This window comes from Methylophaga thiooxydans DMS010, assembly GCF_000156355.1.
Lineage (GTDB): Bacteria > Pseudomonadota > Gammaproteobacteria > Nitrosococcales > Methylophagaceae > Methylophaga > Methylophaga thiooxydans.
Genome location: NZ_GG657895.1, coordinates 1 through 19,188, shown reverse-complemented (window position 1 = coordinate 19,188; position 19,188 = coordinate 1). Strand labels below are relative to the sequence as shown.

27 protein-coding genes are annotated in these 19,188 nt (G+C 47.8%); all 27 read left to right on the top strand.

Annotated features, from left to right (window positions below; genetic code table 11):
* The first annotated feature begins 53 nt into the window (after window positions 1–53).
* The gene (locus MDMS009_RS05600) at window positions 54–503 is read left to right on the top strand and encodes a phage virion morphogenesis protein (RefSeq protein ID WP_008290150.1); all 450 of its coding nucleotides are present in this window, start codon (window positions 54–56) and stop codon (window positions 501–503) included.
* Between the two features lie 230 nt (window positions 504–733).
* Complete coding sequence (locus tag MDMS009_RS05595) at window positions 734–1,186, top strand: hypothetical protein (protein WP_154646946.1); 453 nt, start codon at window positions 734–736, stop codon at window positions 1,184–1,186.
* Window positions 1,186–1,764, top strand: coding sequence for a hypothetical protein (locus tag MDMS009_RS05590; RefSeq protein WP_008290118.1), 579 nt, complete (start codon window positions 1,186–1,188; stop codon window positions 1,762–1,764). Before MDMS009_RS05595 ends, MDMS009_RS05590 begins: the two co-directional genes overlap by 1 nt.
* A gap of 173 nt (window positions 1,765–1,937) precedes the next feature.
* Window positions 1,938–3,032, top strand: a complete 1,095-nt coding sequence (locus tag MDMS009_RS05585; protein WP_008290138.1) for a phage protease — start codon at window positions 1,938–1,940, stop codon at window positions 3,030–3,032.
* Entirely contained in the window at window positions 3,032–3,433 is a 402-nt protein-coding gene (locus MDMS009_RS05580) for a hypothetical protein (protein WP_008290156.1), read from the top strand. Before MDMS009_RS05585 ends, MDMS009_RS05580 begins: the two co-directional genes overlap by 1 nt.
* A gap of 37 nt (window positions 3,434–3,470) precedes the next feature.
* Window positions 3,471–4,541, top strand: a complete 1,071-nt coding sequence (locus tag MDMS009_RS05575) for a Mu-like prophage major head subunit gpT family protein (protein ID WP_008290173.1) — start codon at window positions 3,471–3,473, stop codon at window positions 4,539–4,541.
* Between the two features lie 66 nt (window positions 4,542–4,607).
* A complete protein-coding gene (locus tag MDMS009_RS05570) occupies window positions 4,608–5,030 on the top strand; it encodes a hypothetical protein (protein ID WP_008290141.1) in 423 nt (140 codons plus the stop codon).
* 15 nt (window positions 5,031–5,045) lie between these two features.
* Window positions 5,046–5,465 carry a gp436 family protein gene (locus tag MDMS009_RS05565; RefSeq protein ID WP_008290132.1) on the top strand — a complete coding sequence of 140 codons (420 nt, stop codon included), beginning with the start codon at window positions 5,046–5,048 and terminating at the stop codon, window positions 5,463–5,465.
* The gene (locus MDMS009_RS05560; protein WP_008290165.1) at window positions 5,462–6,025 is read left to right on the top strand and encodes a phage protein Gp37; all 564 of its coding nucleotides are present in this window, start codon (window positions 5,462–5,464) and stop codon (window positions 6,023–6,025) included. Before MDMS009_RS05565 ends, MDMS009_RS05560 begins: the two co-directional genes overlap by 4 nt.
* 3 nt (window positions 6,026–6,028) lie before the next feature.
* Complete coding sequence (locus tag MDMS009_RS05555; RefSeq protein ID WP_008290139.1) at window positions 6,029–6,277, top strand: DUF2635 domain-containing protein; 249 nt, start codon at window positions 6,029–6,031, stop codon at window positions 6,275–6,277.
* 2 nt (window positions 6,278–6,279) lie between these two features.
* Window positions 6,280–7,746, top strand: a complete 1,467-nt coding sequence (locus MDMS009_RS05550; protein WP_008290164.1) for a phage tail sheath subtilisin-like domain-containing protein — start codon at window positions 6,280–6,282, stop codon at window positions 7,744–7,746.
* Window positions 7,747–7,761: 15 nt separating this feature from the next.
* On the top strand, window positions 7,762–8,112 hold the full coding sequence (locus MDMS009_RS05545) for a phage tail tube protein (protein ID WP_008290154.1): 351 nt from the start codon (window positions 7,762–7,764) through the stop codon (window positions 8,110–8,112).
* A 4-nt stretch (window positions 8,113–8,116) separates the two neighbouring features.
* Window positions 8,117–8,497: a phage tail assembly protein gene (locus MDMS009_RS05540; protein ID WP_043887794.1), complete on the top strand. Its 381-nt coding sequence runs from the start codon at window positions 8,117–8,119 to the stop codon at window positions 8,495–8,497.
* Between the two features lie 81 nt (window positions 8,498–8,578).
* Window positions 8,579–10,351 carry a phage tail tape measure protein gene (locus MDMS009_RS05535; protein WP_008290161.1) on the top strand — a complete coding sequence of 591 codons (1,773 nt, stop codon included), beginning with the start codon at window positions 8,579–8,581 and terminating at the stop codon, window positions 10,349–10,351.
* Window positions 10,351–11,478 (top strand): DNA circularization protein, encoded by a 1,128-nt coding sequence (locus tag MDMS009_RS05530; protein WP_008290153.1) that lies wholly within the window; start codon window positions 10,351–10,353, stop codon window positions 11,476–11,478. The genes MDMS009_RS05535 and MDMS009_RS05530 overlap by 1 nt, the downstream gene beginning before the upstream one ends.
* Window positions 11,471–12,493, top strand: a complete 1,023-nt coding sequence (locus tag MDMS009_RS05525) for a phage baseplate assembly protein (protein ID WP_008290121.1) — start codon at window positions 11,471–11,473, stop codon at window positions 12,491–12,493. The genes MDMS009_RS05530 and MDMS009_RS05525 overlap by 8 nt, the downstream gene beginning before the upstream one ends.
* Window positions 12,493–13,044, top strand: coding sequence for a phage baseplate assembly protein V (locus tag MDMS009_RS05520; RefSeq protein ID WP_008290167.1), 552 nt, complete (start codon window positions 12,493–12,495; stop codon window positions 13,042–13,044). The genes MDMS009_RS05525 and MDMS009_RS05520 overlap by 1 nt, the downstream gene beginning before the upstream one ends.
* Window positions 13,041–13,502: a phage GP46 family protein gene (locus tag MDMS009_RS05515; protein ID WP_008290120.1), complete on the top strand. Its 462-nt coding sequence runs from the start codon at window positions 13,041–13,043 to the stop codon at window positions 13,500–13,502. The genes MDMS009_RS05520 and MDMS009_RS05515 overlap by 4 nt, the downstream gene beginning before the upstream one ends.
* On the top strand, window positions 13,492–14,556 hold the full coding sequence (locus MDMS009_RS05510) for a baseplate J/gp47 family protein (protein ID WP_008290140.1): 1,065 nt from the start codon (window positions 13,492–13,494) through the stop codon (window positions 14,554–14,556). Before MDMS009_RS05515 ends, MDMS009_RS05510 begins: the two co-directional genes overlap by 11 nt.
* Window positions 14,547–15,134: a YmfQ family protein gene (locus MDMS009_RS05505; RefSeq protein WP_008290129.1), complete on the top strand. Its 588-nt coding sequence runs from the start codon at window positions 14,547–14,549 to the stop codon at window positions 15,132–15,134. The genes MDMS009_RS05510 and MDMS009_RS05505 overlap by 10 nt, the downstream gene beginning before the upstream one ends.
* Before the next feature lie 2 nt (window positions 15,135–15,136).
* The gene (locus MDMS009_RS15780; protein ID WP_008290149.1) at window positions 15,137–16,084 is read left to right on the top strand and encodes a hypothetical protein; all 948 of its coding nucleotides are present in this window, start codon (window positions 15,137–15,139) and stop codon (window positions 16,082–16,084) included.
* Entirely contained in the window at window positions 16,084–16,605 is a 522-nt protein-coding gene (locus MDMS009_RS05495; protein ID WP_008290664.1) for a hypothetical protein, read from the top strand. Before MDMS009_RS15780 ends, MDMS009_RS05495 begins: the two co-directional genes overlap by 1 nt.
* The gene (locus tag MDMS009_RS05490) at window positions 16,605–16,967 is read left to right on the top strand and encodes a hypothetical protein (RefSeq protein ID WP_008290144.1); all 363 of its coding nucleotides are present in this window, start codon (window positions 16,605–16,607) and stop codon (window positions 16,965–16,967) included. Before MDMS009_RS05495 ends, MDMS009_RS05490 begins: the two co-directional genes overlap by 1 nt.
* A 138-nt stretch (window positions 16,968–17,105) precedes the next feature.
* Window positions 17,106–17,300, top strand: coding sequence for a Com family DNA-binding transcriptional regulator (locus MDMS009_RS16710; RefSeq protein WP_081443579.1), 195 nt, complete (start codon window positions 17,106–17,108; stop codon window positions 17,298–17,300).
* The gene (locus tag MDMS009_RS05485; RefSeq protein WP_008290345.1) at window positions 17,266–18,027 is read left to right on the top strand and encodes a DNA adenine methylase; all 762 of its coding nucleotides are present in this window, start codon (window positions 17,266–17,268) and stop codon (window positions 18,025–18,027) included. Before MDMS009_RS16710 ends, MDMS009_RS05485 begins: the two co-directional genes overlap by 35 nt.
* Before the next feature lie 31 nt (window positions 18,028–18,058).
* Window positions 18,059–18,949, top strand: a complete 891-nt coding sequence (locus MDMS009_RS05480) for a hypothetical protein (protein WP_008290170.1) — start codon at window positions 18,059–18,061, stop codon at window positions 18,947–18,949.
* Window positions 18,950–18,984: 35 nt separating this feature from the next.
* On the top strand, window positions 18,985–19,188 hold a 204-nt coding region (locus MDMS009_RS05475; RefSeq protein WP_008290359.1), incomplete at its 3' end, for a hypothetical protein.

The following is a 19,188-nucleotide window of genomic DNA, read 5'->3' as shown; positions in this document are numbered from 1 at the left end:
GCTATGGGCGTACGCGCCAGCATCGCAACCGATAAACATAGTATAGGTGAATAATGGCAGGCGCATCAATCAGTATCGACTATAGCTTCCCGGATAAAGCCATCGCCGCCCGGCTACGCGCCCTGGTCGATGCCGGTGAAGACTTGGAACCCGCCTTTATCGATATCGGTGAAGGTTTACTTAACAGCACCCATGATCGATGGGATCAGCAAGTCGATCCTGAAAGTAACCCATGGGAGCCACTCGATCCGAAATATCAGGCACGTAAAAAGAAAAACGCCGACAAGGTGCTGGTGCTAGAAGGATTCATGCGTGACACGCTAGCCTATAACACCAGCAGCCAGAGTATGGAAATGGGTACCAACCTTATCCAGGGCGCGACCCATCAGTTCGGTGATGAAGACCGAGGTATTCCCGCCAGGCCCTACTTGGGTGTGTCAGAAGACGATGAACAAATGATAATTGATACCCTTTACGAACACTTTCAAGATGCACTACGTTGAATCTCTGTGTGCCGTTCTAAGCTGTTTTAACTGTTGATGTGCGGTCAGTATTGGAATATAAAAGTATTAAACGATTGTGCGGGAATTTAAACGGGGTTAAGCGGTCTTTAATAGTGTTGCTATTGCTTGGATATGTAAAACTGTGACAATATGCCTTATTATGGATAACTACTAATAGGGAGTAACCCTGATGCTGATGGTTTGATTGGTGTCGGGTTTTTTTGTGCCTGATGGCAGACAAATATCAATCAAGAACAGACTTACTCGTTGAAAATGCATCGCTTCGGGGAAGTATCGCAACAATGCGAGCTGCTGAGTGGTCAAAAACTATAAGGTGGTTTATTGCTGGGTCAGCATTGGTTTTAGGGCTATATCTTTTATCGCCAGTTGCAATTTCATGGGCTGGTAAAACAACAAAAGCTGATATTGGCATTAACGCGAAAATCCACGCTGAAATTAACAAGGATGAAAAGTCAGCTGAAGAGAGTAGTTATCTAGTTGGCTTGCTCGGTGGTCTCTTTGGTGTGTTCGGGATTTTATATGGTAGAGGTCAGTCAAGACATAGAAAAAATGTGGTTGAACGCTATCAACCATATAAAGAGATGTATGAAAAAGAAGTGGACAGTAAGAGAACATCTAGTGACTTAACGCCAAGAGGCGAAACAAGACCGGAGGATGTGTGATGGATTCACAATTGAATGATTCAATATTACTGATCGCGTTATTTATTGGGATTTGGTACGCCTGGTTTGTTGAGTATAGAAGCTATTTGAACGACTCTACTCGTCAGCGCCTTTTTGATATACGTGATCAATTATTCAATGCCGCTGAAGCGGGAGAAATTGATTTTGATAATGAATTGTATTGCATTACACGCACGACTTTGAATGGGGTGATTAGATACACCCATCAGTTAAGTGCGATGCATTTTATCCTGACGTTATTTTTGGGCCGGAATGATATTAAAAATAGTCCTCAGTTAAAACGTTATCAAGAGCGTTGGGAGGATGCTTTCTTAAAAACAGAGTCAGAGCATCAAAAGAAACTGATATTAAAAGCCCAAAAAGAAATGCACCTTACTGTCTTTTATCACATTGTCAGAGGTTCACTCTTTTTAAGGGCGGTACTATATATGACGGCATTGCTCCTAATTCTAAAAAATCGCAAGATTGATAATGCTGTCACGTCAAAAAGTGTACGTAGTAAATGGACAATGCTGGATGCTGAAGCTAATTGCATAGGTCAAGCGGTTGCATCTTAACTTCTGATTGTTGCCGTTTTTATGCGTAGACGGTATCTTCAATAACAACAAATATTTAATGCCCTGAACTGTTTCAGGGCATTTTTTTTGCCCCGCATTCGTAGAGTGGCACCTGTTCTTGAAATAAACGACGAACAGGAGACTCGCCATGACATCATTCCCTCAAGGTCGCTATGCATAACGTAGCGCTTGCAATCTGCTCACTACTGGTCGGCACTGATGGTGCCGTCCAGTTATTTCCTGCTGGCAAGTTCGATGCCCCTCGCGGTGCGATGGCAGGGAGTGGCCCTTGGTATCTTGATGATGTTTCTGCAGCTGCACTTATTAATCGCGTTCAATCACGCAAGAACGACATCGTTTTCGATTACGAACACCAAACTTTGTTGGCTGCTAAAAATGGTCAGCCTGCACCCGCTGCCGGTTGGGGTAAGCCTGCCGCGTTGAGTTGGGTGCCTGATAAAGGTCTCATGTTGTCTAGTCCTGAATGGACACCAAAAGCCAACGGCTTCATCACCAACAAAGAATATAAATATATTTCACCCGTTTTCACCTATGACCCCAAAACAGGTCATGTCTTGGATTTACTTCATGTCGCGTTAACCAATAACCCAGCCATTGATGGAATGGATGATGTATTGGCAGCGGCTTCCCTTCTCCCGCAACCAAAACAAGAGGACGCTTCTATGAACGAGGAGACTTTAAAGCTGTTACGCCAATTATTTGGCCTTGCAGCTGATGCCGATGAATCAGCGGTGACTGCAGCTCTGACTGCTATGAATAAGCAGGTTACCAACATGGCAACCACATTGGAGCTGAAAGACACTTCAGGGCTTGCTGCGCTGACAGCGGTTAGCAATGCTCTCGGTGAGCTAAAGAAAAAAGCCGATAGCGCTGATGAAGCTGTTGCTGCTGCCACTGCGGCTACCCCCGACACCGCTATGGCTGTTATTAAAGAGCAAGGCGAAGAAATTGCTGCTCTGACAGCGCGCCTGGATGGCAATGACAAGGACGCCATGATTGCCGCAGCCAAAGCAGATGGCAAGCTCACTCCCGCCATGGAGCTGTGGGCTAAAGACCAGCCGGTTGATGTGCTGAAGTCCTACCTTAAATCAGCCGCCCCCATTGCCGCCCTGACAGGTAAACAAACCACCACACAGCAAGTCGATGACGACGGCAACCCCGTTCTGTCTGATGCGCAGTTGGCGGTTTGTACGCAATTGGGTGTCGAGCCAGCCGAATACGCCAAATCACTCAAAGGAGATAAGTAATGGCCGCATTAACCAAAGACCGTAATACCCCGCAACGGTTAGGTGAAGTTCACAACCATCCAGTGGCGGCATCAAGTGTCATCTTTGCTGGCTCTATTGTTGTGCTTGATTCATCTGGCAATGCTGAGGCTGGTTCAACGGCAACCGGTTTGAAAGCCGTAGGCCGTGCAGACCAGCACGTTGATAACGGTGCTGGCTCTGCCGGTGATAAAGCCATTGATGTACGCAAAGGCACGTTCTTGTTTGCAAACGATGGCTCGATTGACCGCACCGATATCGAAGCCACCGCTTACATCGTCGATGACCAGACAGTGGCTAACACTGACGACACCGGCTCCCGTAGTGCTGCAGGCAAGATTGTCGACGTTGATGTTGACGGCGTCTGGGTCAAATTCGACTAAGACTTCACTGGTTTAGCTAATTAATAAGGATGACACCATGAAAAAACTGATTCTCTTGCCGATGGCCATCGTCGGCGCTCTCGTAATGATGACCTCCGCGATGGCGGCTGACTGGTCATTGCCAGCCAGCCTAATGACCGGCCCTGCCTCATTGAATACGGCCATGATGGGTGATGCAATGCCAATGCTGGCGTTTGGCGGCATCATCATTAACAAACAGGCTATTCAAGATATTTTTATTGGCCTGAAAACCGTCTTCCATAACGCACTCAAAGCCCGAACCAGTAACTGGCAACTGACTGCGATGGAGGTCATGTCTAGCACCAAGACCGAAGACTACGCCTGGTTAGAACGTTTCCCGAAAATGCGTAAATGGGTGGGTGAAAAGCATGTCAAAGCCTTGAAAGCCGGTAAATACACTGCCACCAATGAAGATTGGGAAACGACCATCGCGGTTGATCGTAACGATATCGAAGATGACACCTTGGGTATCTACAACACCCAAGCCAATATGGCGGGTGACTCAGCGGGTGAACTGCACGACATCATCTTGGACGATCTGAAAAACAACGCCTTTATTAATGAAGGTCTTGATGGTCAGTACTTCTATGACACCGATCATGAAGTGAATGAAGATTCGGTATCGAACAAACTGACAGTGGCATTGAGCGCGGCAACATCAGCGGCTGCAGCGGCGTCTTACGGTGCGGCACGTACTGCAATGATGAAGTTCACCGATGACGAAGGCATGCCATTGCGTCTGGTACCCGACTTGCTCGAAGTGCCACCGGCTTTGGAAGCTGTCGCACGTAAATTGGTCGAAGCCGACAAGCTCGACGATGACAGCCCGAACCCCTACAAAGGCACAGCCAAAATTGAAGTCAATCCGGGGTTAACGTCTGATACTGTCTGGTTCCTCCACCACACCCGCAACGCTGTGAAGCCTTTCATTATCCAGATGCGTAAGAAGCCTGTCTTCGTCAGCCAGACGGATATGGAAAACGATGATGTATTCAATAAGCGTGAATACAAGTTTGGTGCCGAAGCGCGAGCGACTGGCGTGTATGGCTTCTGGCAACTGTCTGTCGGTTCCACCGGCGGCGCGTAGTTAATCAGCCTTTAAGACAACTTTATCAGGGCGGTTTTCCGCCCTGATAACCAAGATAAGGAACGCATGATGGAAAACTTACTACAACTGCTACGTGAGAAGGCATTCGACAAAAAGCCTACCGTCGAAGAACTGAAAAAGTTTGATGGTCTGGACAGCATTACAGCCAAAGAGCGTGATGAAGCCTGGAAAGTCATTCAGGACGAAAAGCAGGCTCAGTCTAAAACGAATTCAGAAGCTGATGATAATGGGGGTGGCGGTGACTCAGACAAAAACAGCACAACCACAACAACCACTACAACCGACAGTGACCCTGATTCTAAACCAAGCACCAAACAGAACGCTTTACCACACTACCGTGTGACCGTGATGCGGGATGGGTTTCGTCGTTTAGGTCGTGCCTGGTCAGGCAGTGATGATGTCGAGCTGAGCGAAGAAGAGGTCGCCATCCTGGAAGCCGATCCGATGTTCAGCGTTGTCGAGCTATAAGCGGATATCTCAACGATGCCTTACTGCACACAACAAGACCTGGTCACCCGATATGGAGAGGATGAACTGATCCAGCTTACGGATAAGCAAAACACGGGTCAGCTGGACACGGACGTCATTAATTTAGCCATTGCCGACTCAGACAGCATGATTGATGGTTATCTGGGTGGCCGTTACAGCCTGCCGATTGACCCGCTGCCAAGGTCATTGGTGCGTATTGCTTGCGAAATTACACGCTATTACTTGTACGAAAATCTAGCGCCCGATGAAGTAAAAGACCGGTACAACGAAGCAGTCAAGTCACTCAAAAGCATCGCCCGTGGCGAATTGAGCATTGGTATCAGTACAGAAGGTGCCAAACCTCTCAGCCAAAACACAGTGAAAATCAACACCGGTGGCAATGTCTTTAACCGTAAAGATAAGAGCTTTATATGAACAGCATTAGCACCGTTGAAGATCACATCATTGAAAAAGCACAGGCGTTATTTGGCAATACATTAAGCGCTGCTGAAGTGTTACCCAGCGCGTTGAACTTGGCAGTACTGAAACAGTTGGTTGCCTCAAACAGAACGCCGGGCGTTTACACCACGTTTCTCGGTGGTCAAGGCAACTCACGCGGTAGCCTCAATGGCCGTTTTGATGTGTATGTCATCACCCGTCACGTTGGTAACCACAGCGCCCGGCGTCGAGGTGACACAACCACCATTGGTGCTTATGACATTTTAGCGGCACTGATTCCTAAGCTGCATGAATCGACGATTGCAGGGGTCGGTTCACTGGCGCTGAAGAATGTCAGGAATCTGTTTTCAATGCAGCTGGAGCAAAGCTTCAAAGCCACGATGTATGCCGTCACTTTTGAGTTGCCAAATATGCCATTTCCTAATGACTTTGACCCATCAACGTTGGCTGATTTTGTCACCTTTCATGCTGAACATTCATTGGTCGACGGCGACGACGAACCCGACGCTATTGACCACATAACATTGGAGCAATAAACCATGCCAGACCGAATTTTTATCAAACCCGCCAAGCAGGCTGTCAATGTGCGAAAGCTACGCGGCGGTCTGTTAAATCAGCACGGTGAATACGTGCCACGTGAAGTGTATTACCTGAAGCGGATAAAAGACGGTGATGCGATTGAGCTAACCAGTGACGCCGACATTAAAAAAGCGTTGGCCAAGGCTAAAACGGATGCCAAAAAAGCCGTTGCTGCCAAACCCACAGATTCAACTGATAAGGATGCATAAGCATGGCTATTTCTTTTGATACGATTCCTGAAAAATTACGTCTACCGTTTACAGCCATTGAGTTCAGTAATCGGTTGGCAGGTAATGCCAATATTGATTTTAAAATGCTGGTTATCGGTCAGCGACTGTCAACCGGCACGATTCCAGCGGGGCAAGCAGTTCGTGCCAATAGCCCTGAAGAATTGGAAGCGTATTTTGGTCGAGGCTCTATGTTGGCTGAAATGGGCAAGGCACAAATCAATGCCGATCAGTTTACTGAAAAGTGGTTCTTGGCTTTAGATGATGCATCAGGCGGTGAACAAGCAACCGGGTCAATCACCGTTACTGGCCCGGCCACGCGAGGAGGCACAGTCTTTCTTTACATCGCAGGCTATCGCTTACTCATTGGTGTTGACGCTGCTGACACGGATGAAGATATTGCCAGCGCTATCGTTGCAGCCATTACGGCAGAGACGACCTTACCGGTAACAGCCGAAGTTAATGGTGCAGAGTCGACTGAGGTCGATATCACTTGTAAGTGGAAAGGTGAAACCGGCAACGATATTGATATGCGACTCAATTTCTACGATGAAGCCTTGCCTGATGGTGTCGGCCTCACCTTTGTGGCCATGTCTGGCGGTACCGGTAATCCTGATCTTACTGATGTGTTCACTGCTATTGGTGATGAATGGTACAACTGGCTTGCAGTGCCTTATACCGATACAGCCAACTTAGTGGTGCTAGAAGCCGAAGCAGAAAGTCGCTGGGGGCCAATGCGTGCCATCGGCTTTCGGGCATTTACTGCGTTTAAAGGCACCCACTCAGAAACCGGGACTTTTGGCAGTGGACGAAATGGCCCACACGTCACCTGCATGGGTACCAATGACTCACCGACTCCGCCTTATCTATGGGCTGGCGTCAATTGTGTTGTCGCTGCCGCTTCCTTGCAAATTGACCCGGCACGTCAGCTAAGAACGCTGGCATTGCCTGGTATTAAGCCACCGAAAAAAGAACTGCGTTGGGATGGTACCGAGCGTAATCAGCTGCTGTTCGATGGTATTGCTACTTACAGTGTTGATCGTGGTGGATTGGTACGAATTGAACGTCAAATCAGTATGTATCAAACCAATGCGTCCGGCTTTGCTGATGACAGTTATCTCAACATCAACACGGCAGAAACATTAGAACGCATCCGCTTTGAGCAACGGGCAATGGTGTCTCAAAAATTCCCGCGTCACAAGCTGGCGGATGATGATTTTGATATTCCAGCCGGTCAGGCGGTGGTGACGCCTAATGCCATGGAAGATGAGTTTTTAGCCTTGTATACCGTCTTTATGGATCGCGGCTGGTGCCAGGATTATGAAGGTTATAAAGCCACAATCATCGCTGAAATTCATGATGACGATCCAGACCGTCTGGATATGTATGACTCACCAAAACTCATCAATAACCTACGTGTCACGGCTGTGCACACTGAATATCGTCGTTAAATTTAGGAGTAAGCAATGAGCGAACAAGTCACAGGAAAAGTAAAAGTCAGAATTGACGGCGGTGTTATTGAGTCAGAAAACGAAGCCACGTTAGATCCGGGTGGTGTTTCAAGAGAACCGTCGAGCCATGGTGGCAAAACCTATTTCACCGAATCAGATTCACCACCGAACCTGAAGTTTAAAATCCTGCTCACGTCAACGGTTGACGTGACAGAGGTGAATAAGTGGAAAAACAAAACCGTCACGTTTATCACTGATACCGGCCAACGTTATTTAATGCGTAACGCCTTCACTGTGAATGTGATTGAGCATGGCATGACCAGTGCGGATGTCGAGATGTCAGGCGATATGGCGGAGAAGGTATAAACGCATGGCCACGATAACAATTTCACTCGAACACGGCGTCAAAATGGGCGATAAAACCCACACTACAGTCTTGCTGCGAGAGTTAACCCCTGGAGACATCATTGATGCGGGGCTAGCGTCTGAACGTGTCACGGCATCAGATGATGGCTATGTGTTTGCTGTCAGTCCGACATTGATGGGGCTTCATACCTTGGCGAAGCAGATTGAATCTATTGGTGATTATGACGGCATTGTTGATATTGATGACCTGCGTAAATTTCACCGTGAAGATTTTGAGCTGCTTCAGTTTCATGCAGAACGATTAGACCAGGCAGTGCTGGAGTCTGTCATGCAGCGGGGGAAGCATGATGCGTCTGGCGGAGAACCTGAACTGGCAGACGATTAAGTTCAGCCAGTACAGCCAGACGCCTCTTAACTACACATTAAATAGACCTTTAAGACTCTTTTATACGCAGCTAATGAAACGATGAGCCAAAACGACTTAACAACCAGCATCAACATCAACGCCGGAGGTAACTTCGGCCGCCAGATGCGTGTTAATGAAGACCGTTGGAAACGCTTTAGCAAAACAGGCCAACGTCAAATGGGCGTGTTGCGTAGAAGTGTCAGCAGCTTTGGTAACGGGCTTGATAAGTTAGGCAATCGTTACACCGCACTATTGACCGGTGCCGCTGGTGCCGGAACAGCCAAGTTTTTAGTCTCGCTTGAGCGTCGCTTCACTCGGCTAGGCATTCAAGCCAATATCGGTGCTGAAGCAATCGATGAACTGAAAAAGAAAATCTATGAAACGGCACAATCACCCGACATCAGAGTTGACCCAAGTCAAATCACCAGCGCGATTGAATCTATTGTCGAGAAAACCGGTGACCTGGACTTTGCTGAAGCCAATATCCGCAACATTGGTTTAGCCATCCAGGCAACCGGTGCAGAAGGCACATCGATTGGTGAAGTGCTAGGTGAGTTCCAGAAAATGGGCATCGTCTTGGAAAAAGACGTGCTTACGGCACTCGACACACTCAATGTGCAAGGTAAAGAAGGCGCGTTCACCTTGCAAAATATTGCGGCATTAGGCCCTCGTGTTGTCACCGCTTACACCTCGATGGGGCGGCAAGGTATTCCTGCTATTCGTGAGATGGGTGCGGCATTGCAGGTTATCCGTCAGGGTACCGGCTCATCAGAGATGGCAGCGACGGCTTTTGAAGCCTTAATGCGGACACTGAGTGATGCTAAGAAAATAGACATGCTCAAAAGCGGCGGCATCAAAATATTTGATGCTGAAGCTTTAAGTCGTGGCGAAGAAGTGTTGCGACCAATCAATGAAATCATGGTCGACATTATCAAAAAAACACAAGGCAAAAAAACACTGTTAAGCACCGTGTTTGATGCAGAAGCCATGCGTGCATTCAATTCTTCCACTGCCGAGTTCCAGCGCACTGGTGGGCTGGAAAGCTTAGATAAATTCATGAATGTCCACGCTGATGGCACCACCACATTAGAAGACTCGACCAGAGCAGCAAATGATGCCGCAGGCGCTATGCGAAACCTCTACACTGCCTGGCAACAATTTGCTGACTCAAACCTGACTACCTACATTCAATCATTGGCGGACACGATCAATGACATTGATAAAGAAACACTGGATATGCTCATCAAAGGTGCAGCAGGTCTGGTTGCAGTCGGTGGCACAGCTATCCTAGCGAGGAAACTCTATAAAGGTGGCAAGGGTATCTCCGACTTTGTTAAAGGCAGCAAAGCTAAATCCGCCATGGGTGGTGCACTAGGCGGGATGGATGGGGTAACGCCTGTTTATGTTGTCAATATGCGCGGCGGCATGGATCCAACGGGTATGGATCCAAAAAAGAAACCAAAAGTAAAAAAACCTAATCGTAGGCAAATGCTTAGAGCAGCGCCAAATATGAAAACAATAGCAGCGATGGGTGCCGGAGCGATGGGTACTGCTGGTTTAGCAGTTGGCGCTGCTGGTTTGGCAGGTTACGGAGCCGGTAAGGTTATTTATGATAATGCATTAGAAGGCACTGAGTTTGCTGACGCATTAGGCCGTTCGATTGCTAAAGCCTTGGCTTTGTTTGGTAATGATAATGCTCAGGCCGCATTAAGTGCGGAAAAACGCAGCCAACTGCAAATTGAAGTCACCGATAAGCGTGTCCAGGTCAAAAATATCCAAAGCGATGACATGGATATTAATGTCGATACTGGCCCTACAGTGGGGAATCTGTAATGGCCGAACAAGTATTGACATGGCGCGAGCAACTTCAACAATCCTCATTCCGTGGCGTTGAGTTTTATGTTGATGACCATACGCTCGAATTTGGTCGCCGTGTCCAGTTGCATGATTATCCCTTTAAAGATGATGCCTATGCCGAAGACTTAGGCGGCAAAGATGCTGTGTACTCCTTTCCTGCTTTTGTAGTGGGTGAAGATTACAGGCAGCAGCGTGACAAACTGATTGAGGCTTTAAACAAAAAAGGCTCTGGCACCTTAGTTCATCGTTACCTCGGACGTGTCCGTGTGCAGGCTGGCCCCAGCAGTTTGCGTGAAACCAATAAAGAAGGTGGTATTGCCCGATTTACTCTGACTTTTTACAAAGCTGAGTCACGCGCCAAGCCAACATCAAAAGTTGACACGCAACAACGCGTCAATGCAGCGGCCAAAAACGCACAAGCTGTAGTGAAGCAACAATTTACATCGGCATACAGCGTTACCGGCTTTCCAGGTTGGGTGAAAGAACAGGCGAAAACCGTCTTATCCGATATCGAGTCACGCTTTTCCGGATTAGGTGTTATCGATGCCACCATTGCCGATTTTGTTGGTTTGCCCGATGCCTTAGCGGGGCAGGTGATTGGCAGTGTCGGCAGTCTTTCTGCCATGACTCAGTTTCGTAAACTGTTCAGCTTTGGTAGCGAATCAGCCGCCGTGCCAACCACCACGCCAAGTCGTGTTCAGCAAGCCTCAAATCAGCAGGCAATCATTAACCTGGTACAACAATCATCACAAATTGAAGCGGCCAGAGTGGCTAGTACCCGTGATTATGACTCGGCTCAAGATGCGATTGCCGCACGTGATGAACTGTCTGAGGTATTAGATGAGCAAATGCAAGCGGCAGACGATGAGACCTATATCGCACTGCAAGATTTACGGGCTTCCATGGTTCAAGACCTGACAGAACGTGCCGCCAACCTCAAGCAAGTTCGTCGCTATACACCACAAGCGACATTGCCCTCATTAGTGATTGCGCATCAGCTCTACCAAGACGCTGATCGTGCAACCGATATCGTCTCTCGCAATAACATCGGTCACCCCGGATTTGTACCCGGTGGTCAGACTTTGGAGGTGTTGGATGCATGATGTCGCCTTGAAAGTGAATGGTCTGGACTGGTATGGCTGGGAAGAGGTTCGGATCAATCGTTCAATTGTTCAAATTGCGAATGAGTTTAATCTCAAGCTGACTGATAAATGGTCTGAAAACAGCGCGCCACGCCCTATTAACGATGGCGATTCCTGCAAGGTGACGATTGATGATCACACGGTCATCACTGGCTATATTGATGAAGTTGATCATAGCTATGATGACAGCACTAATGGCATTCAAGTAGCAGGGCGTGATGCAACCGGTGACCTGGTTGATTGTAGCGCGCCATCGTTTCAGTGGGCTGGTCGTAACCAATTAGAGGGTGCGTCAGTACTCTGTGAGCCATACGGTATTCCGGTGTCCTCAACGGTTGATACCAGCAAACCGTTTGCCACAATGAAATCAGATGAAGGTGAAAGCACCTTTGAAGTGCTCGATACCGTCGCTAAAATCAGAGCAGTACTGCTAGTGTCTGATGGTTTGGGTGGCCTAAAAATCACACGTTCCGGAACCCGACGCCTGAAAGGCAGTTTAGAAACCGGTGTCAACATTAAAGCCGGTAGTCGTAAACGCTCATCACGCGAACGCTTTAGTCACTACACGGTTAAAGGCCAAACCAGCAGTGCCTGGATAGATACGGTATCGGTGTCAGCTACCGTGGCAGATAAAGCCGTTACTCGTCATCGACCTAAAATTATTCTAGCTGAAGATGCCTTAGATGCCGCTGGCTGCAAAGCCAGAGCCACATGGCATAGAAATATTTCTGCAGCGAAAGCTCAGACATTTAATTACACGATGCTGAGCTGGTATTTAGACGATGAATTGATCGAACCCAATTGCCTTATCGCAGTGAAAGACCACTACCTGAATGTCAATCGTGACCTATTGATCGTAGGCATCACCTATATAGTTGATGATAAAGGGCTGCGCGCTGAGCTGATCCTTGGTTTGCCTGAAGCGTTTGAACTACAAGCCCTGCCAGAGCCAAACGATGAAGGCGGTGTCTGGTAATGCGTCGCTTACAGAAATTACTGTCACCATTAAAACGTGGCCTGCAACAAATGCTACGTGTCGGTGCCTTGCTTAAAGTCAATGACGCACCACCGATTCAAATGGTGCAGATCGAAACCTTATCTGGTGAGGTGATTGAGGTGCCTCGCATTCAAGATTACGGCATAACATCCGTGCCACTACCCGGAGCAAAAGGTGTCGTCGCGGCTATTGGCGGTAAAACCAATGGCTATGTTTGCATCAAGATGGATGATAAGCGCTATCGTCAAGTCAGTCTCAAGCCGGGCGAAGTTGCACTCTACGATAGTCAAGGACAACTCGTTCACCTCAAGCAGGGTGGCCTGATGGAGTTGATTGCCAACACACAAATCACGGCCAAAGTGCCGGTTTTTCGTATCGAAGGCCAACTGAACGTCACCGGCGACATTATCGATCACGTCGATAGCGATGGTCTGACCATGGCGAGCATGCGTTCTACTTATAACGGCCACAATCATAATGGCGATAGTGGCGGCACCACCAGTAACCCTAATCAGAGTATGACACCATGATGGATTTTGTTATCAAAATGGTGAATAAAAATGGTCGTCCACGCTTTGTGCTGGAAACCGATCCATTAAAAATTACCTACGTCGCGATACTGGAAACAGCCGTCATCGTGGCGCTTTTCACTGACAGACAAGCCGACTCAGATGACGTCATCCCCGATGGCACCAATGATAAACGTGGCTGGTGGGGCGATGCCTTGGCGTCTGTTTCTGGTGACTTGATCGGCTCACGGCTTTGGTTGTTACAACGTGAAAAGCAAACCGAGCCTGTGCGAAAAGCCGCTGAAGACTATGCCGATGAAGCCTTGCAGCATCTCATTGATGATGAAGTGGTTGATTCCGTGCAAGTCACAGCCAGTTACCCACGCGCTGAATGGTTAGCCTTAGATATCGACATCGAAACAGCAGACGGCCAGCTTTTAAATTTCAATTATGCCTGGGAGGCTTTCAATGGCGTTTAAACGTCCTTCATTGGCAGAATTACATGCCCGTTTAACGGCGAATATTGATAGCAGAACCGATGGTCAGCCACGTCTGCGCCGTTCACCGTTTAATATCTTTGCCACGGTCATGGCGGGTGGCATGCATGAGATGTATGGCTATCAAGCCTATAAAGCGAAGCAGTTATTGCCTGATAGCGCCGATGAAGCGCACTTTGGTCGTCTCGCATCAATTGAAGGCACCGAGCGAAACCCATTCGAATACGCGATCGGCCAATGTGAAGTCACCGGCACCAATGGCGCTGTTATCGAAGCCGGTAAAACTCTAAAACGTGCTGATGCGGTTGAATACACAGTCGATGATGAAGTCACTATTGTCGGTGGTGAAGCCGTTATTTCAGTCACAGCCGTTTTGCCAGGCGCTGAAGCCAATGCCATCGCTGGCGTTGCCTTAACCTTTGTCGATACCCTTGCCGGTATTAATGGCCAAGCCATCGTTGACGCAGACGGTATTAACAATGGTACCGACATCGAGCAGCTTGAAAGTTGGCGTCAACGTCATATCGAAAACATCCAGCAACCGGCTCAAGGTGGCGCGGCACATGACTACATTAGATGGTCAAAACAAGTGCCAGGTGTTACCCGTGCATGGCAATATCCGGGTGAGATGGGTGAAGGCACTGTCACCGTTCGTTTCGTGAGAGATAACGATGACAGCATCATCCCTGATGCGACTGAAGTGGAAGCGGTGTATGACTATATTTTTGAACAGCACCCTGTTACAGCCGGGATCTATGTTGTTGCCCCCATCCCTGTCGCTTTAGATTTAACTATCGCGTTGACACCGAATACCACGGTTGTCAAAGCAGCCGTTGAATCCGAAATAGCCGACTTACTTTCGCGAGAAGCGATTCCAGAAGATGGTAATGGCAAAGGCACTATCAAAGTCAGCCATATCCGAGAAGCGATTAGTATCGCTGCTGGTGAGACCGATCATGTTTTAGTTAGCCCGACAGAAGACGTCACGCTAACGCTAGGCCAAATTCTCGTGCCAGGTGATATCACATGGCAATAAAAACCCAGCAATACCTCACTATGCTGATGGCCTTAATGCCTCGCGGCCTGCTTTGGGACGATCTGCAACACGATCCTGACTTTATCGGCTTGTTCGAATCAACCGCTGAAGAGCTTGCCATCCTTCACGCCCGTGAAGATGACCTGTTAGACGAAGCAGACCCGCGTACCACCTATGAAATGCTTAATGAGTGGGAAGCCGCTTACGCGCTGCCCGATCCGTGCGTAGATGACGTGCAAACCCTTCAGCAGCGACTGGCTAGCCTATACGCCAAAGTGACCAATAAAGGGGGGCAAAGCATCCCGTATTTTATAGCCATTGCAGAATCGATTGGCTATCAAGTCACTATCACCGAGTTTTCGCGCTGGACAGTCGCAGACCGAGTCAATAAACCGCTTTATGGGCAGTCTTGGCAGTTTGCATGGCAGGTCAATGCGCCTGAAGAAACGATTAGCTATTGGAGAGTGAATGGCCGCGTCGATGAGCCATTAGCATCATGGGGCAATAAGCGCCTCGAATGCACACTCCATAGATTAAAACCCGATCACACCACACTCATTTTTTCCTACGGAGGATAATAATGGAACCACGTAATTATGAAGCGGATGCTTCAGCATCACCTCCTGATGCCCCAGCAGTACCGTCAGTTGGTTATCCAACAAATGGTGATCCTACATCCGGTACACCAGCGACATGGCCCGGCGCGCATTGGTTCTACAAAATGGGCGAGTCACTACGCAACGTCATCACTAATGCAGGCCTCACACCTGATGATGGTGATTTAAACCTGCTGCAGAAAGCCATCGTCAAGCTGGTCTCAGCCACCAACCACGTTGTACGGCTGGAAGATGTCACCTTTGGTCCATCAGTAGCCGATGGCGATGCCGTGTACTGGGACACTGCCAACAGCCGCTATGACCGTGCCATTGCCGACGGTACCGACAAACAGAAGATGGTCGGCTTTGCGGATGTCACCAACAGCCTGGTCGAAGCGTTTGGTCGTTCGGCGCTGTTCTCCGGCCTGACGGTGGGTGACAAGTATTATCTGTCTGGCAGTACGGAGGGGGAAATTACTGCAACTGCGCCATCCGAAAAGGTGGTCGTCGGTCTGGCTAAATCAGCCACCGTGATGTTTGTTGATATTGACCCGATTGCCGGTACGCCTATTCAGGATCAGACGACATGGAATACGGGAACCGATACGACTGAGAGTATTATCAGCCCCGACAAGCTTGATGCCAAAATCAAAACGATGGCTATTGGCGAGGGGCAGGTCTGGCAAGACGTTTTTGTCAGTCGTTCAGAGGGTGTTACTTATACAAACACTACTGGTAGATCTATTCAACTGGCGATAGTTCTAAGCGCTGGCAGTGGGCCTCGTAATTTCCTTGTTGACGGTGAAGTTATCTGCACTATCGCAGGTGATTCTGATGAACAATACGTTAATTTGATTATTCCGAACGGTAGCACATATCAAGCCGGAGCTGGAGTTCTTTCGGGATTTGATGTTTGGTGGGAGCTTAGATAATGAAATATTTTAAAGACGAAAATAATAATGTCTTTGCATTTGAATCCGATGGCTCACAAGATCATTTAATTAAGTCTGGCATGACTGAAATTGATGAGTCAGAAATTCAATCTGTCATAGATTCAAAACTAATAATCGATGATCGGCTTGCTAATAAGCATTCTGAGATTGTTCAGAAATTCAAACTAGCCATGGCTCCAGTCACGAGTCTTTATACGGCTGAAGAAATTGCTAGCTTCCCAACGCAAGAGCCAGAAGCAATAGCTTGGCAGTCGGACAATGCCGCGCCGACGCCACTGATTGACTTCATTGTTGCAGAGAGAGCCAGCGTTGATAAAGCAACCCTAGTCGGACGAATCATTAGCAATGCGTCCAATTATAAAAGTGTGGCTGGCCCAGCTATTGGAAAAAAGCAGGACTATGAAGACTTGCTCTATGCACTTCAAACACAGCACGAAGATGAGCAGCAGCCGGATGTGATTCAAGCTGATATTGACGCGATTGTTGTGGATTACAGCTAATGCCTAAGCAATCAAAAATATCCTGGTCAGACCTGACACCGGAACAAAAAATCAGTTTTGGAAATGGCTGTGGCCCTGACTGGCTACCCGAACCAGTTGCTAAGCTGTTATTTGGCTGGTTCTTCGAGGCGAGTTGCCGTCATCACGATTTTAACTACCAACGTGGTGGTGGTGATAAGGATCGTCTCTCAGCTGACCGAGGCTTTTTTAAAGCCATGCTGCGAGATGTCAAGCGGCTGCATTGGTCATTACAATTGCCAGCAGCTATAGAAGCTGTTGGGTTCTATGGTCTGGTTCGCTTCTTTGGCCGTTTTCATTTTGAAGATGGCCAATACAAATCGCTAGACCAAATACTGAAGTAAAGGAAGAGACAGCGACTCGGCAGTGCGCCAACACTGCCGAGCCGTCAACCCACAGGCACATACCCTGTGAGCCAACCAAGGCCATCCCGCCGCGTCGACGCAGCCGGGCCAGCCTAGCACAAACAGATAGAGGCTCACATGAAAGAAGTTAGATGTGGTGGCTGCAGCCGGTTACTGGCTAAAGCTGAATACGTACAAATCGAAATCAAGTGTCCGCGATGTAAGACACTCAACAACCTGAAGGCCATTGAGCCTCTTAATCCAGCACCAGCGAGTGCCAGACCAATAGAGGAAAAACATGGCCAAACCAATTATCCCGTGGATGGGCGGTAAAACCCGACTCGCAAAAGACATCCTGCCCCTGTTTCCGGAACATCAATGCTACGTCGAAGTCTTTGCTGGTGGCGCAGCGCTCTTTTACAAAAAGGAACCATCCAAAGTCGAAGTGCTTAATGACATCAATGGTGAGCTGACCAACCTTTACCGGGTTGTTCAGCACCACCTTGAAGAATTCGTCCGGCAGTTCAAGTGGGCCTTATCCAGCAGACAACTGTTTGAATGGGAAAAAGCCAAAACACCCGAAACGCTCACCGATATCCAGCGTGCAGCCAGGTTCTACTATCTGCAAAAGCTTGCCTTCGGTGGCAAGGTCGACGGCCAGAGCTATGGCACCGCCACTACCAGTCCGCCACGGCTCAATCTACTCCGCATCGAGGAGGATCTGAGCGCCGCTCACCTTCGCCTGGCCAGAACCAACGTCGAGAACCTAGACTGGCAGCGCTGCATTCAGAAATATGATCGACCAGGCACACTGTTCTATCTGGATCCACCGTACTATGAAACCGCAGGTTACGGTCAAGACTTTGGTTTAGAACAATACGAAACCATGGCAGAACTGGCCCAAACTATCCAAGGCAAAATGCTCATCAGCATCAACGACCACGACACTATTAAAAAGGTCTTTAAAGGCCTCTCAAATAAGCCTTTAAATATCAATTACACGGTAGGTGGAAATCACAATAAAAAAGCATCCCGTGAGCTGCTAATATGGAATTGGTGATAATTAACAAATGGAGTCACATTCTTAAGCGATGATTACACTAAATACCGAGAAAGGCTTAATCCGTGTTGATTCATGGGGAGATATTCAAGACTTAGCTGGTTTTGAGGAAAACCTCGATCCATCAGACCATAAATTAAAGGAGATTCTAGGTAATTATACTTTTACTGAAAAAATTCGTTGTGGTTTATCAACTTGTCATTCGCCTCATAACAAAGGCTATATTGTCTCAACTGAAGATGGCTATACCACTAACATCGGCCAGTTATGTGGTGCCAGTTACTTCGGTGTTGAATTCAACACTCTATCGAAACGCTTCGACCGTTTTGTTACTGAATCTGAAAACCGTGCCACATTAAGAGAGTTTGATATTGATTCTGTTCAACAACAGGTTTCGGAACTAAAGGCTCAGGAAAAAGGTGCCAATTGGGCTAATTCTAAACTTAGCCCGTTTAAACAGAATAAATTTCCTACCATATCTAAAGCCTTGTCTAGCATGATCAAGACACGGAGTAATCAACTTATAATTACCGTGAAAGCTACTGTGCAAGAGGTTGAAGCTATTGAGGCTGCTCAAAATGTAACCCTTGAAAGGCCTCATTATGTTGAACGTCCTGTTGCTGAAATTGCTGGCTTAGAGGCTTTGTATGATGAGAACGACATCAGAGAGTTGGTGGTTATTCAGCTTGAAAGCAATCTCAATCAATTGAGAGATGCCGATATAAATCAGCTCAGTTATCAAGATTTAGAGAAATGGGCGAAGTGGGTTAGAGAGGTTGACTCTTTAGTCAGTAAAGCCACACAAATCATTCTCTTTGCCAGAGTGTTTCTCACTAGAGAGAACTTAAAACCACTTGATCGTTTAGGTGGCAGTTATGATGAATCTTCTGCATTTACTTCTTATATAAAGCAGCTTAAATAGATCATTAATTACCTATAGTTAGTTTGGAGTTTGTTATGTCTGGTTTTGTTTCTGTTGAGGTCGAAGGGAAGCTCTATGAGTCTGAGTACCATGAAGTTGGTGGTGTGGTTCGGGTTTATGGTGATCTAGGTGACCCTCATAAGCCAGAGGTCGAGTTCACCACTCTTGGAGGTATGAAGCCAGACCAAGTCGCTAGGATTTTGCTGAGACGTTTGGTTAAGCGAGGAGTAGTTTCGCCA